14 protein-coding genes, 1 tRNA gene and 1 riboswitch are annotated in these 15420 nt (G+C 59.8%); of the genes, 3 read left to right on the top strand and 12 right to left on the bottom strand.

The genetic code is table 11. The annotated features are described in order from the left end of the window. The 3 genes from aqpZ to JZX88_RS02170 form a co-directional block, all read right to left on the bottom strand. Positions 1–726: an aquaporin Z gene (aqpZ, locus tag JZX88_RS02160; protein WP_206912393.1), complete on the bottom strand. Its 726-nt coding sequence runs from the start codon at positions 724–726 to the stop codon at positions 1–3. Between the two features lie 139 nt (positions 727–865). After that, positions 866–939 (bottom strand) — tRNA-Gly (locus tag JZX88_RS02165). Between the two features lie 56 nt (positions 940–995). Then, positions 996–2093 (bottom strand): 2'-deoxycytidine 5'-triphosphate deaminase, encoded by a 1098-nt coding sequence (locus JZX88_RS02170; RefSeq protein ID WP_110755928.1) that lies wholly within the window; start codon positions 2091–2093, stop codon positions 996–998. 73 nt (positions 2094–2166) lie between these two features. Further along, a riboswitch (SAM riboswitch) is annotated at positions 2167–2245 on the top strand. A gap of 43 nt (positions 2246–2288) precedes the next feature. Here JZX88_RS02170 and JZX88_RS02175 point away from each other — a divergent pair. Next, positions 2289–3473 (top strand): O-succinylhomoserine sulfhydrylase, encoded by a 1185-nt coding sequence (locus tag JZX88_RS02175; RefSeq protein WP_065114783.1) that lies wholly within the window; start codon positions 2289–2291, stop codon positions 3471–3473. Positions 3474–3697: 224 nt separating this feature from the next. Further along, the gene (gene apaG / locus JZX88_RS02180) at positions 3698–4090 is read left to right on the top strand and encodes a Co2+/Mg2+ efflux protein ApaG (protein ID WP_065114782.1); all 393 of its coding nucleotides are present in this window, start codon (positions 3698–3700) and stop codon (positions 4088–4090) included. 51 nt (positions 4091–4141) lie between these two features. Here apaG and JZX88_RS02185 read toward each other — a convergent pair whose 3' ends face one another. The 3 genes from JZX88_RS02185 to JZX88_RS02195 all read right to left on the bottom strand — a co-directional run bounded on the left by JZX88_RS02185 (position 4142) and on the right by JZX88_RS02195 (position 7544). Next, positions 4142–5131 (bottom strand): Hsp33 family molecular chaperone, encoded by a 990-nt coding sequence (locus JZX88_RS02185; protein ID WP_077767681.1) that lies wholly within the window; start codon positions 5129–5131, stop codon positions 4142–4144. A gap of 241 nt (positions 5132–5372) precedes the next feature. Next, positions 5373–6290: an ornithine carbamoyltransferase gene (gene argF / locus JZX88_RS02190; protein WP_065116117.1), complete on the bottom strand. Its 918-nt coding sequence runs from the start codon at positions 6288–6290 to the stop codon at positions 5373–5375. A gap of 54 nt (positions 6291–6344) precedes the next feature. After that, positions 6345–7544, bottom strand: coding sequence for an aspartate aminotransferase family protein (locus JZX88_RS02195; protein WP_065114780.1), 1200 nt, complete (start codon positions 7542–7544; stop codon positions 6345–6347). A 431-nt stretch (positions 7545–7975) separates the two neighbouring features. Between JZX88_RS02195 and JZX88_RS02200 the strand changes: the two genes are divergently transcribed. Further along, positions 7976–8509 carry a GcrA family cell cycle regulator gene (locus tag JZX88_RS02200; protein WP_065114779.1) on the top strand — a complete coding sequence of 178 codons (534 nt, stop codon included), beginning with the start codon at positions 7976–7978 and terminating at the stop codon, positions 8507–8509. A 297-nt stretch (positions 8510–8806) separates the two neighbouring features. Here JZX88_RS02200 and phoB read toward each other — a convergent pair whose 3' ends face one another. From phoB to JZX88_RS02230, 6 genes are all read right to left on the bottom strand, one after another. After that, positions 8807–9490: a phosphate regulon transcriptional regulator PhoB gene (gene phoB, locus JZX88_RS02205; RefSeq protein WP_003493692.1), complete on the bottom strand. Its 684-nt coding sequence runs from the start codon at positions 9488–9490 to the stop codon at positions 8807–8809. Positions 9491–9520: 30 nt separating this feature from the next. Further along, positions 9521–10246, bottom strand: coding sequence for a phosphate signaling complex protein PhoU (phoU, locus tag JZX88_RS02210; protein ID WP_077767836.1), 726 nt, complete (start codon positions 10244–10246; stop codon positions 9521–9523). A 98-nt stretch (positions 10247–10344) separates the two neighbouring features. After that, a complete protein-coding gene (gene pstB / locus JZX88_RS02215) occupies positions 10345–11160 on the bottom strand; it encodes a phosphate ABC transporter ATP-binding protein PstB (RefSeq protein WP_065114777.1) in 816 nt (271 codons plus the stop codon). A gap of 14 nt (positions 11161–11174) precedes the next feature. After that, positions 11175–12494 carry a phosphate ABC transporter permease PstA gene (gene pstA, locus JZX88_RS02220; protein WP_110755576.1) on the bottom strand — a complete coding sequence of 440 codons (1320 nt, stop codon included), beginning with the start codon at positions 12492–12494 and terminating at the stop codon, positions 11175–11177. Beyond that, entirely contained in the window at positions 12491–13975 is a 1485-nt protein-coding gene (gene pstC, locus JZX88_RS02225; RefSeq protein WP_142855278.1) for a phosphate ABC transporter permease subunit PstC, read from the bottom strand. Before pstC ends, pstA begins: the two co-directional genes overlap by 4 nt. Before the next feature lie 272 nt (positions 13976–14247). After that, complete coding sequence (locus tag JZX88_RS02230; RefSeq protein ID WP_065114774.1) at positions 14248–15282, bottom strand: substrate-binding domain-containing protein; 1035 nt, start codon at positions 15280–15282, stop codon at positions 14248–14250. Positions 15283–15420 lie beyond the last annotated feature (138 nt).

Below are 15420 nucleotides of genomic sequence, written 5' to 3' on the forward strand. Positions count from 1 at the left end.
TCATGTCTGCGCGGGCTGGACAGAGCTGGCGTGACCGGCCTTCTCTTCCTCGCCGAAAATTTTCCAGACCACGGCACCGATGGCGCCGCCAAGGATCGGAGCGAGCCAGAACAGCCAGAGCTGTTGCAAGGCCCATCCGCCGACGAACAAGGCCTGTCCGGTCGAGCGGGCCGGATTGACGGATGTGTTGGTCACCGGAATGGAAATCAGGTGAATGAGGGTAAGGGCGAGACCGATGGCGATCGGCGCAAAACCAACCGGAACCCTGCCATGCGTCGAGCCCAGGATGACGAGCAGGAAAAACGCCGTCAGGATCACCTCGATCAGCAGCGCCGACAGGAGTGAATATCCGCCCGGCGAATGTTCGCCATAACCATTGGCGGCAAAACCGCCAAGTTCAGCCCCGGCCTTGCCGGTAACGATGACATAAAGCGCCGTCGCGGCAACGATCGCCCCCAGAACCTGCGCCACAATATATGGAACGAGGTTCGAAACGGGAAATTTGCCGGCAACGGTGAGGCCAACGGAAACCGCCGGATTGAAATGACCGCCGGAAATGCCGCCGACCGCATAGGCCATTGTCAGGACCGTCAGGCCAAAAGCGAAAGCAACACCGAGGAAACCAATGCCGAGTTCGGGAAAAGCAGCAGCAAAAACCGCACTGCCACAACCGCCGAAGACGAGCCAGAAGGTTCCCAGAAATTCAGAAATAAGCTTGCGACTCATAACACTTCCCCATCATGTTACGACTGCATCAACTATTACGTGCAATTTAATCGTAGTCAAGCTAAATTGCACATTCGCACGGCCATCGACATGATAGCGGTCAAAGCCATGCGATAAAGTCAGTTTCGGAAGGCTGGACTGGAGCGGGTGAAGGGAATCGAACCCTCGTATTCAGCTTGGGAAGCTGCTGCTCTACCATTGAGCTACACCCGCGCCGCGCATAAGACATCGGATAGTTCGTATCGGGTGTCAAGCACCCGACGGGATCATTATTCCGCGCGAAAATGCTTGGAGAGTTTCAGTCCCTGCGCCTGATAATTGGAGCCGAGGCCGCTGCCATAAAGGCCTTCCGGTTTCTGCAGCATATGCTCGTACACCAGACGGCCGACGATCTGGCCGTGTTCGAGGATGAAGGGAACCTCGTGGCTGCGCACTTCCAGCACGGCGCGGCTGCCAGTGCCGCCGGCCTGTGCGTGGCCAAAACCGGGATCGAAGAAACCGGCGTAATGCACGCGAAACTCACCAACCAGCGGGTCGAAAGGCGTCATTTCGGCGGCATAGAGCGGCGGCACATGCACCGCTTCGCGCGAAACGAGAATATAGAATTCATCGGGATCGAGGATCAGTTCCGCGCGGCCGCGGGCGTAAAGCGGCTCCCAGAAATCGAGAACGTCATGCTGGGCCTTCTTGTCGACATCCACCACCGCGGTGTGGTGCTTGCCGCGATAACCGATCAACCCGTTTTCGCCGAAGCCCTTCAGGTCGATAGAGAGCGCGATGCCGCCGCCCGTCACGTTCGGGCTTTCGCTGGCGACCAGCGTTTCCGTCTCGTGCAGTTTCAGCAGTTCGCCTTCATTAAGCAGGGAATGACCGATACGGAAGCGGATCTGCGACAGGCGCGAGCCGCGGCGCACCACGATGGGAAAAGTGCGCGGGCTGATTTCCAGATAGAGCGGGCCCGCATATCCCGCCGGTATCTTGTCGAATTCCTGCGCGTTGTCGGTCATGACGCGGGTGAAGATATCAAGACGTCCGGTCGAGCTCTTAGGGTTGGCCGAAGCCGACATCTCCACCGGCAGGGCCAGGCTTTCCATGAGGGGAACGATGTAGACGCAACCGGTTTCCAGCACCGCACCCTGGGTGAGGTCCACCTCATGCAGGCTGAGACGATTGAGCTTGTCGATGACGCGGGTTCCGGGGCCAGGCATAAAACTGGCGCGAACGCGGTAAGCCTTCGAGCCCAGCCGCAGATCGAGGCTGGCGGGCTGCACCTGATCGACATCAAGCTCGGCCTCGCTCTTCAGTTTACCGCCCGCAAACAGCGCGCGGATCGCGCCATCCGCCAAAATGCCCGTGGTTCTCGTCATGGTCGTCATTCCTTTTTACGGCGACAAAACCAAAAGGAAAGCATTGACGCAAGCCGATAACGGCAGTATGGCAAGCTTATCCCGTGGTGATTTGGCCGGTCGGCTTGCAGCCACGTTAAACAAGTGGCTAAAAAGACCGGGTGCTTGGAACCGGTCTGCTTTTGCGGCCGGTTTTTTTGTTTTAAAGGTGATCACATGAGCAATAAATGGCGCCCGGCAACCCAGCTCGTTCACGGCGGTACGCTACGCTCACCCTATGGTGAAACGTCGGAAGCGATCTATCTGACCCAGGGTTTCGTCTACGAAAACTCCGAAGCCGCCGAAGCGCGCTTCAAGGGCGAAACCGATGGATTCATCTATGCCCGCTACGCAAGCCCGACCAATGACATGTTCGAAAAGCGCATGTGCCTGCTGGAAGGCGCGGAAGACGCCCGGGCGCTCGCCTCCGGCATGGCCGCCGTCACGGCCGCCATCATGTGCCAGCTGCGTGCCGGCGACCACATCGTTGCCGCACGTGCCCTTTTCGGCTCCTGCCGCTGGGTGGTCGAAACGCTTGCGCCGAAATACGGCATTGAGTGCACGCTGATCGACGGACGCGATCTCGGCAACTGGGAAAAGGCGATCCAGCCGAACACCAGGCTGTTCTTCCTCGAAAGCCCGACCAACCCCACGCTCGAAGTGGTGGACATTGCCGGCGTGGCGAAGCTTGCCAACCAGATTGGCGCGAAGGTGGTTGTCGACAACGTCTTCGCGACCCCACTTTTCCAGAAGCCGCTCGAACTCGGCGCCCATATCGTCGTTTATTCGGCAACCAAGCATATTGACGGTCAGGGCCGTTGCCTTGGCGGCGTGATCCTTTCCGACAAGAAGTGGATCGAAGAAGAGTTGCAGGACTATTTCCGCCATACCGGCCCGGCAATGTCGCCTTTTAATGCCTGGACGCTTCTGAAAGGCATCGAGACCCTGCCGCTGCGCGTCAAGCAGCAGACGGAAAATGCCGGCAAGATCGCCGATTTCCTCGCCGATAGCGGCAAGGTCGCCAAGGTCATCTATCCCGGCCGCGCCGATCACCCGCAAGCCGATATCATCGCACGGCAGATGTCCGGCGGCTCGACGCTCGTGGCCTTCGAGCTGAAGGGCGGCAAGGATGCGGCTTTCGCGCTGCAGAACGCGCTGGAGATCGTGAAGATTTCCAACAATCTGGGCGATGCCAAGAGCCTTATCACCCATCCCGGCACCACGACGCACAAGAACCTCTCCGACGAGGCGCGCGCCGAACTCGGCATTTCCGGCGGCACCTTGCGCCTTTCCTGCGGCATCGAGGATACCGACGATCTGCTGGAGGATATTGCCAAGGGGCTGGCGGCCGTTTCTGCCTGAGCATCCAGTTCATGATCACCGTGGCCCGCCTCCATGCCGGGCCACGGCGCAACCGAAAATCCCGTAGCGGGCAACCAATATTTACCTTTCCCGTTATCCCTAACGGTGGAAAATGGCGCGGCAGAAGGCGCCTCCCGCCCGTCAAGCCATTCATTTTCTTGACGATAGCCAGAGCCTATAGTGTAGGATGATGGTTGCAGGCATAATATCGAGGTATGGCGCGTATGTATCGTGCTCTGACAAGGGACATCGAGGTTACGGTCGATCCGTATTATCTCGAGGAACAATCCGACCCGGATGACGACCGTTACGTCTGGGGTTATAAAGTCGTGATCTCGAACAATTCCGACATCAGGGTAACGCTCGTCAACCGCTACTGGCACATAACCGACCAGAACGGCCAGGTGGATGAAGTTTATGGACCGGGAGTCGTCGGCGAACAGCCGCACCTGAACCCGGGCGACAGCTATGAGTACTCTTCCGGCTGCCCGCTGGATACGCCTTCAGGCCTGATGTTTGGCCATTATGAAATGGAAACGGAAAATGGCGAGGTGTTCAATGTCACCATTCCCGCCTTTTCACTGGATTCACCCGGCCTTTTGCGGGTGTTGAACTGAGCTCCATAGAGCCGGCACAAAGCCGCGCCCCCAGGAGCGCGGCTTCTTCATTCAGGCATTCTCAAATTCACCGACATCGTAACGATAGGTTGTCGAGCAGAATTCGCAGGTGACTGCAATCGCGCCGTCTTCCTCGCTCGCCTTGATCTCTTCGGCGGTGAAGCCTGACAACACGCCCTTGATTTTTTCCCGCGAACAGCTGCAACGATCCAGAATGACCTGCGGATCGTATATACGCACGCCACTCTCGTGGAACAGCCGGTACAGGAGACGCTCCACCGGCACCTGCGGGTCCGTCAGCTCATCGGTATCCACCGTGTTCAGCAGGGTCACAGCCTCGGTCCAGGCATCATCTTCCAGCGCCTCGTAACCGCCCTCGTCGCCGTCACCGCCGTGGAGATCCCGCTTGCGCAGGCGTTCCGGCGCCTGCGGCAGGAACTGGGCGATAATGCCGCCCGCGCGCCAGCCATGGCGTGGCTTGCCTTCGCCGTCGCGATCGAAGAACTCGGCGACACCGAGACGCACACGGGTTGGAAGCTGTTCCGACTGACGGAAATAGACGCCGGCGATTTCTTCCAGCGACGAGCCATCCAGCGGCACGATACCCTGATAGGGCTGCATGCCCGTACCCTGATCGATGGTGAAGGCCAGAATGCCGGTGCCCAGCAATTGCTCCGGCGAGGTTGCGCCGGCCGCAACCGCCTCCGCCAGCCGCTCCTCGTCGAAACGGGCATAGGCGCGCATGCTTTCAGGCGCGGTAAAATCGGCCACCAGAAGGTCCACCGGACCATCACCCTTGGTCTGCACGGTCAGCTTGCCGGAAAATTTCAGGGATGTGCCGATCAGCGCCGTCAGAACCGTCGCTTCCGCCAGCAGGCGGGCAACCACCGCGGGATAGTCGTGCCGCTCCAGAATGGCGTTCAACAGCGGCCCCACCTGCACGGCGCGGCCGCGCACATCCAGACCTTCGACCTGAAAGGGTACAACCTTGTCGTCTCCAGCAAGAACGAGATCGTCCAGTTCAACCGTTACTTCTGCCATATCATAACTCCCTGGCGCAGCCGTCGCGCCGCTACCGTCCAAAAGTCCGGCTTTATAAAGTGCTTTTTCCGCTTGTCGCACAGAGATCCGGGAAGCGAAACCGCCTCCGGAGAAAATCGTGCAAATCGTGATTGCGGCCCGTCGGCTAAAGCCAACGAGCCATTTCGAAGTCCCACAGATGGTAATGTGCACGATGAAGTTCAAGCACCCGCCGGACGGGCGCCCTCAACCTCAAGAACCGTCAGATGATGCCCATGCACCAGGCAATGACGGATTTCTGCGCATGAAGCCGGTTTTCCGCCTCATCGAAGACAACCGATTGCGGCCCGTCGATGACGCCGTCCGTCACTTCCTCGCCGCGATGCGCCGGCAGGCAGTGCATGAACAGCGCATCCTTGTCGGCCTTGGCCATCAGCGCTTCATTCACCTGATAAGGCTGGAAGATATTATGGCCGCGTGCCTTGTGCTCCTGGTTCATGGATACCCAGGTGTCGGTAACGACGCAATCGGCGCCCGCCACCGCCTTGTCGGCATCATGATACAGCGCGATCTCACCGCCATTGTTGCGCGCCCAGTTCAGGAACTTGTCATGTGGTTCCGAACCCATCGGTACCGCCATTGCCATGCGGTAACCAAAACGCGCCGAACCTTCCACGAAGGAATGCAGCACATTGTTGCCATCACCCGTCCAGGCGATTGTCTTGCCTTTGACGGGACCGCGATGTTCCTCGAAAGTCAGGATATCCGCCATGATCTGGCAGGGATGGGTGTCGTCCGTCAGGCCGTTGATGACCGGTACCGTGGCATGTTCGGCAAGCTCGAGCAGGCGCGAATGATCCGTGGTGCGGATCATGATGGCGTCGACATAGCGCGACAGCACCTTGGCCGTATCACCGATCGTTTCCGCCCGGCCGAGCTGCATTTCCGTGCCCGACAGGAACAGCGTCTCCCCGCCGAGCTGGCGCATGCCGACATCGAAGGAAACGCGGGTTCGGGTCGACGGCTTTTCGAAGATCATCGCCAGCATCTTGCCGGCAAGCGGCTTTTCAGCCGTGCCGGCCTTGGTGGCAATCTTGCGCGCGCGCGCATCATCAAGAATCGTCCGCAGATCCTCCGGACCGACGGCCGAAAGGTCGAGAAAATGTTTTGGTGAAGCCATTTCAAACTGTCCCATGCTTGCGAGCCTCCGACAGAGGCCCGCCCTAGATTGGTTTCAGGCGATTTTCGCCTGTTTCGCCGTGAGGGAAGCGGCAGCCGCTTCCACACGTGCCAGCCCTTCACGGGCCTCTTCAGCCGTGGTGACGAGCGGCGGCAGAAGGCGGATAACGTTGTCACCCGCCGGCACGCCAAGCAGGTGCTCCGCGCGCATGGCCTGCAGCAGTTCGCCCGAGGGCACCTTGGCCTTGATGCCGAGAAGCAGGCCTTCGCCACGGATTTCCTCGATCACGTCAGGATAACGATCCTTCAGCGAAGCCAGGCCCTGGCGGAAGACCAGCGCGACATCCCGGACCTTTTCCAGAAAGCCCTCGGAGAGAACGACGTCCAGCACGGCGTTGCCAACCGCCATGGCGAGCGGATTGCCGCCATAGGTGGTGCCATGCACACCGGCCGTCATGCCGGAAGCGGCCTCCGCCGTCGCCAGACACGCACCGAGCGGAAAACCGCCGCCGATACCCTTGGCGACCGCCATGATATCGGGCGCGACGCCCGTCTGTTCATAGGCAAACAGCTTGCCCGTGCGGCCAACGCCCGTCTGGACCTCATCGAAGATCAGCAGCAGGCCGTGCTCGTCGCACAATCCGCGCAGGAGTTGCAGGAATTCCTTGCTGGGCGCGCGAATGCCGCCCTCGCCCTGGATGGGCTCGATCAAAAGCGCCGCCGTCTCGTCCGTGATGGCCGCCTTCAGCGCGTCGACATCGGCGAAGGGAACCTGATCGAAACCTTCAACCTTGGGGCCGAAACCTTCCAGATATTTCTGCTGGCCGCCGGCAGCGATGGTCGCCAGCGTGCGGCCATGGAAGGCGCCTTCGAAGGTGACGATACGGAATTTTTCCGGATGGCCCTTTGAATAATGATAACGGCGCGCGGTCTTGATGGCACATTCCAGCGCTTCCGCGCCGGAATTGGTGAAGAAGACCTTGTCCGCGAACGTTGCTTCCGTCAGCCGTCTGGCAAGCTTTTCCTGCCCCGGCACTTCATAGAGGTTCGAAACATGCCAGACCTTCTCGGCCTGCGTCTTGATCGCCTCCACGAGATGCGGATGGGCGTGGCCCAGCGAGTTGACCGCGACGCCTGCCGCAAAATCCAGATATCGCTCGCCGCTTTCCGTGAACAGCCAGACGCCTTCGCCGCGCTCGAAACGCAGGGGGGCTCTTGCAAATGTATCGAACAATGGCGCGGCGGCTTCGGCCATGGCTGTATCACTCCTTGCGCGGATGCGCTGTCAGACGGTTGTCAATAGGCTTCGAGGGTTATCCCTCGCCTGAAAATCAAAAATGCCGCCTTGCGGCGGCAGGGGCACTATTGTCACTTCGCTTGCCGATGTCAACAAAAGTCCGCGTTTCCCGGGCTTCTCAAGCATTAGTATGTGGCCGCAACCGAGCCCCAAGGTGTTGCCTTTCAGACTCAACTCGCCAGCAAGTTGGGGAAAACCGGAAAATCGATTCCAGATGATTCCCGCGACTCTTGCCACGGAGTCGGGCTGGCACTAGGTTAATCGCTAATTACTAGACTGCATTGCGGCGGAACTAGTCACCTAAAATCCGGCGGAAACCACGCTCGCGGCATGTCTCGCGAGACGGAGAGGGATTCTGTCGAAATATACGCGACAAGCGGAGAAGCGGCATGAACTGGACAGACGAGCGGGTCGAGAAACTCAAGAAATTGTGGGCCGAAGGACTGAGCGCCAGCCAGATAGCAGCACAGCTGGGCGGCGTCAGCCGCAACGCCGTGATAGGCAAGGTGCATCGCCTCAACTTGCCGGGACGCGTCAAGGCTGGCGGCCCGGTCACGTCGGCGCGCTCCGCGCCCAAGCGCACCGCCGCCCCTGCCCCGCGCGCAACGAATTTCGCGGCTCGCGTCAGCGCGGCACCGGCACGCGCTCTGAACCGCTCGAACGCGGCAACGGCTCTCCATGAGGAGATCGACATCGAGACTGCTGAAGTTCTCGATTACGCTCCCTCCAGAAACGTCGTTACGCCGATTTCCCGCCGCCTGACGCTGACGGAACTGACGGAGCGCACCTGCAAATGGCCGGTTGGCGATCCGCTGAAGGATGATTTCCATTTCTGCGGTTGTGAAGCGCTGGAATCTTCGCCCTATTGCAAGTTCCATGCGAAACTCGCCTACCAGCCGGTGAGCGAGCGCCGCAAGGCTTGAGTGTTGCGGCACGCATTCAGCACTCAAAAACTACGGGCCTTCGGGCCCGTTTTTTTATGGCAAAGGCAGGCTCGTTCCGGGGAGCGATGCACCAATGGAGTACCGGCCCTTTCCTCCATCGCCGTCAGACCTCGCGCCACAATCCGGATATCAACCGGTCGTCGATCGTGCGCTCCGAAGATTGAAATGCCGCTTTTGAGAAAAGTCCAAAATCGAAAGGCCCGACACCGCAATGGTATCGGGCCTTTCGATTTTTGGGCGAATGTATCCTGACCGAGGCCTTCAGTACGGCTGCGGTCAGGCTTCCATGGAATATCCGGCACCGCGCACGGTGCGGATGACATCCTGCATATGCGAAAAATTGAGTGCCTTGCGCAGACGGCCGACATGCACGTCGACAGTGCGTTCATCGACATAGATGTCGTGACCCCAGACGCCATCCAGCAGTTGCGAGCGGGAAAACACCCGGCCCGGAGAGGTCATCAGGAATTCCAGTAGGCGGAATTCCGTCGGGCCGAGGCGCACTTCGCGGCTTTTGCGGTGAACGCGATGAGTTTCGCGATCCAGTTCGATATCGCCGCATTTCAGCACCGATGAGAGAACCTCGGGGCGAGCCCGACGCAGCATCGCCTTGACGCGGGCCATGAGTTCCGGCGTCGAGAACGGTTTGACGACATAATCGTCCGCACCGGTGGCAAGACCGCGAACGCGCTCGCTTTCTTCACCGCGCGCCGTCAGCATGATGATGGGCAGCCGCTCGGTTTCCGGCCGCATTCTCAGCCGCCGGCACAGTTCGATGCCGGAAACCCCGGGCAGCATCCAATCCAGGATGAGCAGATCAGGAATACGTTCCTGCAGCCGGATTTCCGCTTCGTCTCCACGGGGTATCGTGTCGACGTCGTATCCCTCAGCCTCGAGATTGTAACGAAGCAGGACGCTCAGCGCTTCCTCGTCTTCCACAACTGCAATCTTGGGCACCATATACTAACTCCACAAGCTTCTGCTTGTCTGTTACTCGGTCACCGAACCGAGCGTGTTGGAACTGTCGTCCTTCGGACGCTCTCCCTCCGGCTGGCTGCCGGTGGTCATGTAATAAATCGTCTCGGCGATATTGGTGGCATGGTCGCCGATACGCTCGATGTTCTTGGCGCAGAACAGGAGATGCGTGCAGGTGGTGATGTTGCGCGGATCTTCCATCATGTAGGTCAGAAGCTCGCGGAAGAGCGACGTATACATGGCGTCGATTTCTTCATCACGCTCGCGAATGGCATTGGCCTTCTCGGCGGAACGTGTCGAATAGACGTCGAGCACTTCCTTGAGCTGCACCAGCGCCAGTTCGGACAGGTGTTCGATGCCGCGAGCAAGCTTGCGCGGCACGCCGGTGCCGGCAACCGCGATCACCCGCTTGGCGGTGTTCTTGCCGAGGTCGCCAACACGCTCGAGATCACCGGCGATACGCAGGGTGCCGATGATTTCGCGAAGATCGGCCGCAACGGGCTGTCTTCTGGCAATGGTGACGATGGCCTTGTCGCCGATCTCACGCTCGGAATGGTCGAGGATCGTGTCATCGGAAATGACTTTCTGCGCCAGGGCAGCATCGGAATTGACGAGCGCGCGCACCGCATCTGCGCACATCTGCTCGGCCAGACCGCCCATTTCGGCGATGCGGCGGGTCAGGAACTTCAATTCCTCGTCATAGGCGGACAGAATATGCGAATGGGTCGTTGTCTGTGTCACGGTCTGATCCTCCGGCTTGGCCTTCATGCACGTGCACACCAGCGGGGCACGGCAGAGGCACCAGTCTTGTTCGGTTTCGATAAAGCGCCGGCCGGAAATCAGCCGAAGCGGCCCATGATGTAATCCTGCGTGCGCTGGTCATCCGGATTGGTGAACATCTTGTCCGTTTCGTTTTCCTCGACAAGATGACCAAGGTGGAACATGGCTGTGCGCTGGGAAACACGCGCTGCCTGCTGCATGGAGTGCGTGACGATGACAATCGTGTAGTTGGCGCGCAGTTCGTGGATGAGCTCCTCGACCTTGGCGGTCGCGATCGGATCGAGCGCCGAGCAGGGCTCGTCCATCAGGATCACTTCCGGGCTGACGGCAACCGCGCGTGCAATGCAAAGGCGCTGCTGCTGGCCACCGGAAAGGCCGGTGCCGGATTCCTGGAGACGGTCCTTGACCTCGTTCCACAGGCCGGCCTTCTGCAGGCTGTGTTCGACGATCTGATCCATATCCGCCTTGTTGCGGGCCAGACCATGGATGCGCGGGCCGTAGGAGATGTTCTCGTAAATCGACTTCGGAAACGGGTTCGGCTTCTGGAACACCATGCCGACGCGCGCGCGCAGCTCAACCACATCGATCGCCTGGTCGTAGATATCGTCGGTGTCGAGCGTGATCTTGCCAGTGACCCGGCAGCCATCGATCGTGTCGTTCATGCGATTGAGGGTCCGAAGGAATGTGGACTTGCCGCAACCGGACGGGCCGATCAGCGCGGTCACTGTGTTTTCTCGGACGTTGAGGTTCACGTCGTAAAGCGCGCGCTTCTCGCCGTAATAAACCGAAACATCCTTGCCGATCATCTTGTATGAAACTTCATTCATTTTCTTGTCCAGCGCCTTTTCAACTGCTGCTTCCGACAACATGTTCATTGCTCAATCTCCCTCTACCAGCGCCGTTCGAAGCGGCGACGCAACAGGATTGCGCCAACATTCATGACGATGAGGAACAAAAGCAGGATGATGATAGCGCCAGATGTTCTTTCGACAAAGGCGCGTTCGGCTTCGTTCGCCCACATGTAAATCTGCACCGGCAGTGCCGTGGACGGATCCATCGGCGTTGTCGGGTAATTCGCAACGAATGCCACCATGCCGATCAAGAGCAGCGGCGCCGTTTCGCCCAGCGCGTGGGCGAGGCCGATGATGGTGCCGGTCAGAATGCCGGGCATGGCGAGCGGCAGGACGTGGTGGAAGATCGTCTGCATCTTTGAAGCGCCAAGGCCGAGCGCCGCCGCACGGATCGACGGCGGCACGGCTTTTAATGCCGCGCGCGTGGCGATGATGATCGTCGGCAGGGTCATCAACGTCAGGACAAGGCCGCCGACCAGCGAGGCCGAACGGGGAAAGCCCATGAAGTTGATGAAGACGGAGAGGCCGAGCAGACCGTAAACGATGGAGGGAACAGCCGCGAGATTGTTGATGTTCACCTCGATGAGGTCCGTCAGACGGTTCTTCGGCGCGAACTCCTCGAGATAGATCGAGGCTGCGACACCGATCGGCAGCGACAACACCAGCACGATCAGCATCATGTAGAAGGAGCCGATCAGCGCCACGCCCACACCCGCCGCTTCCGGACGGCTCGAAGCGCCGTTGACGAAGATGCCGGTGTTGAAGTGCTTGCCGAGCTGCCCGCTTTCGGCGAGCTGGTTCATCCAGCCGAGTTGCTGGTTCGAGATACGGCGATTGGCTTCATCCGCCGTCAGGTCGACCTGGCCCTTGAAGGCGCTGTCGACGTCGCCCGACGCCAGAAGCGTGACGGTGCGCGTTGTGCCAATGACGGCGGGATCGGCGACGACGATGTCGCGAAGCTGCGTGCGCACGCTGTCCGAGATCAGGAGGTTGACGGCACGAAGACCGGCACGATCCGTCGGCGCAACACCAAGGACCTTGGCGACCGCATCACGGGCAATGACGGGATAATTCGCCGTCATCAGCTTCGCCGGGTTGGTGGCGCGCTCATTTTTCGGATCGATGATCTGTTCTGAGAACTCGACCGGAACGGTGATCATCGTCTGCTGGAAGGCGGTGTAACCCTTGGAGACCACCGAGAAAAGCAGCAGGAAGAGAAAGATGAGACCGAAGGAAATCGCTGCCATTCCGTAAGCACGGAAGCGACGTTCGGCGGCATAGCGGCGCTTGATGCCGATATCACGGCGGGTGGCCTTGTTGACGGCGGCGCCGGCTGCGGGAGAAACGATGTCGGTCATTCATATTGCTCCCGGTATTTGCGCACGATGTAAAGCGCGTAGATATTCAGGCAAAGCGTGATGGCGAAAAGCGTGATGCCGAGCGCGAAGGCAACCAGCGTCTGCGGCGAGGTGAATTCAAGGTCGCCGGTCAGCTGGCTGACGATCTTGACCGTCACCGTGGTCATGGGTTCGAACGGATTGAGCTGCAGGCGGGCTGCAACACCGGCGGCGAGAACCACGATCATGGTTTCGCCGATCGCACGCGATGCCGTCATCAGAACCGCGCCGACGATGCCGGGAAGAGCGGCGGGAACGATGACCTTCTTGATGGTTTCAGACCGCGTGGCGCCAAGGCCGAGCGAACCGTCGCGCAGCGAACGCGGCACGGCGGTGATGATATCGTCCGACAGCGACGAGACATAGGGGATCAGCATGATGCCCATGACGAAGCCGGCGGTGATGACGCTCTGTGCCTGGATGAAATTGGCGTAGTTGCCCGTCGTGAGACCGCTGATCTGCGTGGAAATGTCTCTGAGGAAAGGCCCGACCGTCGTCAGCGCGAAGAAGCCGTAGACAATCGTGGGAATGCCCGCGAGCACCTCGAGTAGCGGCTTCGCCACCGAGCGCAGCCGCGGCGAGGCGTATTCCGACATGTAGATCGCCGAAAACAGGCCGACCGGCACGGCAACCAGCATGGCGACGAAACCGATATAGAGCGTGCCGGCGAGAAGCGGGATCAGACCGAACTGGCCGGACGAGTCCGTTGCACCAGCCGCCGCAAAACGCGGATCCCACACCGTTCCAAAGAAGAACTGGTGCGCCGGAACCATGGTGAAGAACTGGATGGCTTCCGTCAGCATCGACAGGACGATGCCGATCGTCGTCAGGATCGCGATGGACGAGGCGACGAGCAGCGAAGCGAGAATAACCCTCTCGACCTTGTTGCGCGCCCGGAAGCGCGGAGCAATCGAACGCAGCGCATAGGCGGCGCCTCCAAGCGCAGTTACCAGAACGATGGCGATCATGGCGATGCGGCTGGTGGAGGTCATGGCGTTCAGCGTATGGGCGGCATCGACCATGAAACGCTCAGGGTCACCGGCGATCGCCACGCCCTTGGATGCCAGAAGCGGCCTTACCGCAGCCGTATCCGCATCGGCCTGTGCGACTTCCTCCGCCGTCAGCCGCTGCAGGCCGCGGGCGATGGAGGTCACCATGCCATAGGTCAGGCTCTGCTGGGCTTCAGGCAGGGCGCGCACGTCTTCAGGAAAATTGCCGCGTACCGCCGAGGTGACGATCAGCGGGCTGACAATGAGCCAGGCACCGAGAATGAACGCCGCGGGCAAAACCGCCCAGACGACTGCATAAGAACCGTGATAACCGGCGCGGGAATGCATGCTGGCGGGGCGCCCGCCAGACAGGGCAACGGCACGGCGGCTACCGAGCAGATAACTGCCGATGCCGATCAGCGCCAGTATCAGCAAAAGGATCGATGTGTTCATTAGAGTTCCCTCGGCGTGCCTCAAGAGCACGGTGCGATATCGGGCAAATCAAAAAGTCATCAAAACGAGACCGCTGGACCATCCGGAGATGCTTGCCGTCTGACTGTATCAAAGTCTGGCAAGCGTCAAGGTTGATACATCCTATCCATCTGTAATCCATAAACAATCATGTGGACGGCGATGGATGGGAACTGTCAACCGGAGACAATCGCCGAAGCGGAAAGGCACCGGAGCGAAACGAGGGGCGCGGCAGGCCGCGCCCCTCATCCATATTACATCGTGGAGCCGGCGGCGAACTTCGCGCGGATTTCTTCGCGCTCTGCGTCCGGAGCAGCAACCAGGCCGTAGTTGGCGAGCGGGGAATCCGGGCCGATCATTTCGTCGGAAACGAAGAACTCGACATATTCCTTGAGGCCCGGGATAACGCCCAGGTGAGCCTTCTTCACGTAGAAGAACAGCGGGCGGGAAACCGGGTACTTGCCGCTGGCGACGGTTTCGGTGGACGGAGCAACGCCCGAAACAGTTGCAACCTTCAGACGGTCAGCGTTGTTTTCATAGAAAGCGAGGCCGAAAACGCCGAGACCGGTCTTGTTGGCGTCGATGCGGGCCAGCGTTTCCGTGTAGTCGCCGTCGATGTCAACCGCAGCACCGTCCTTACGGACAGCGATGCACTTTGCAGCAGCCTGCTTGGCATCGGTGACGATCTTCTTGATGGCGTCGGTGGCGCCGGCTTCCTTGCAGCCGTCAGCCATGATCTTCTCTTCGAAGACTTCGCGCGTGCCGTGCTTGGAACCCGGGATGTAAGCGGCGATCGCTACGTCAGGCAGTTCCTTGTTGATTTCCGACCACTTCTTGTAGGGGTTGGCAACGAGCTTGCCGTCCTTGACGATTTCAGCGGCCAGACCGAGGTAAAGATCCTTCGGCTCCAGCTTGAGGTCCTTGTTGGACGAGTCCATTGCGAAGACGATACCGTCGTAACCGATCTTCACTTCCTGAACGTCGGCAACGCCAGCTGCCTTGCAGGCGGCCAGTTCGTCGCTCTTGATCGCGCGCGAAGCATTGGCGATGTCGATGGTGCCTTCGCCGACGCCGGAGCAGAACGCCTTCAGACCGCCGCCCGTGCCGCCGGACTCAACGACCGGAGCCTTGAAGTTCGGGAAGGTTTCAGCAAAGGTTTCGGCAACGATCTTGGCGTAGGGCAGAACCGTGGAGGAACCGGCAACCTGGATCTGGTCGCGAGCAGCGGCGGCGCCAGCGAAGGCGACAGAAGCCACCAGAGCTGCTGCGGAAAATTTAACGAAGTTCATTTGTCTCTCCCGTCGTGGGCTTGTTTGTGGACGCAGCCGATAGCGGCATTCGCTCTAAGCATGCGCTCGGCGACCTTTTCTTAACCACCGTAGCCACATCCTTTTATGTCACTTCAGTGAAAGATTTGTGACAACCTA

Origin of the sequence: Agrobacterium sp. OT33, assembly GCF_017313365.1 — a bacterium.
Taxonomy (GTDB): Bacteria; Pseudomonadota; Alphaproteobacteria; order Rhizobiales; family Rhizobiaceae; genus Agrobacterium; species Agrobacterium rhizogenes_A.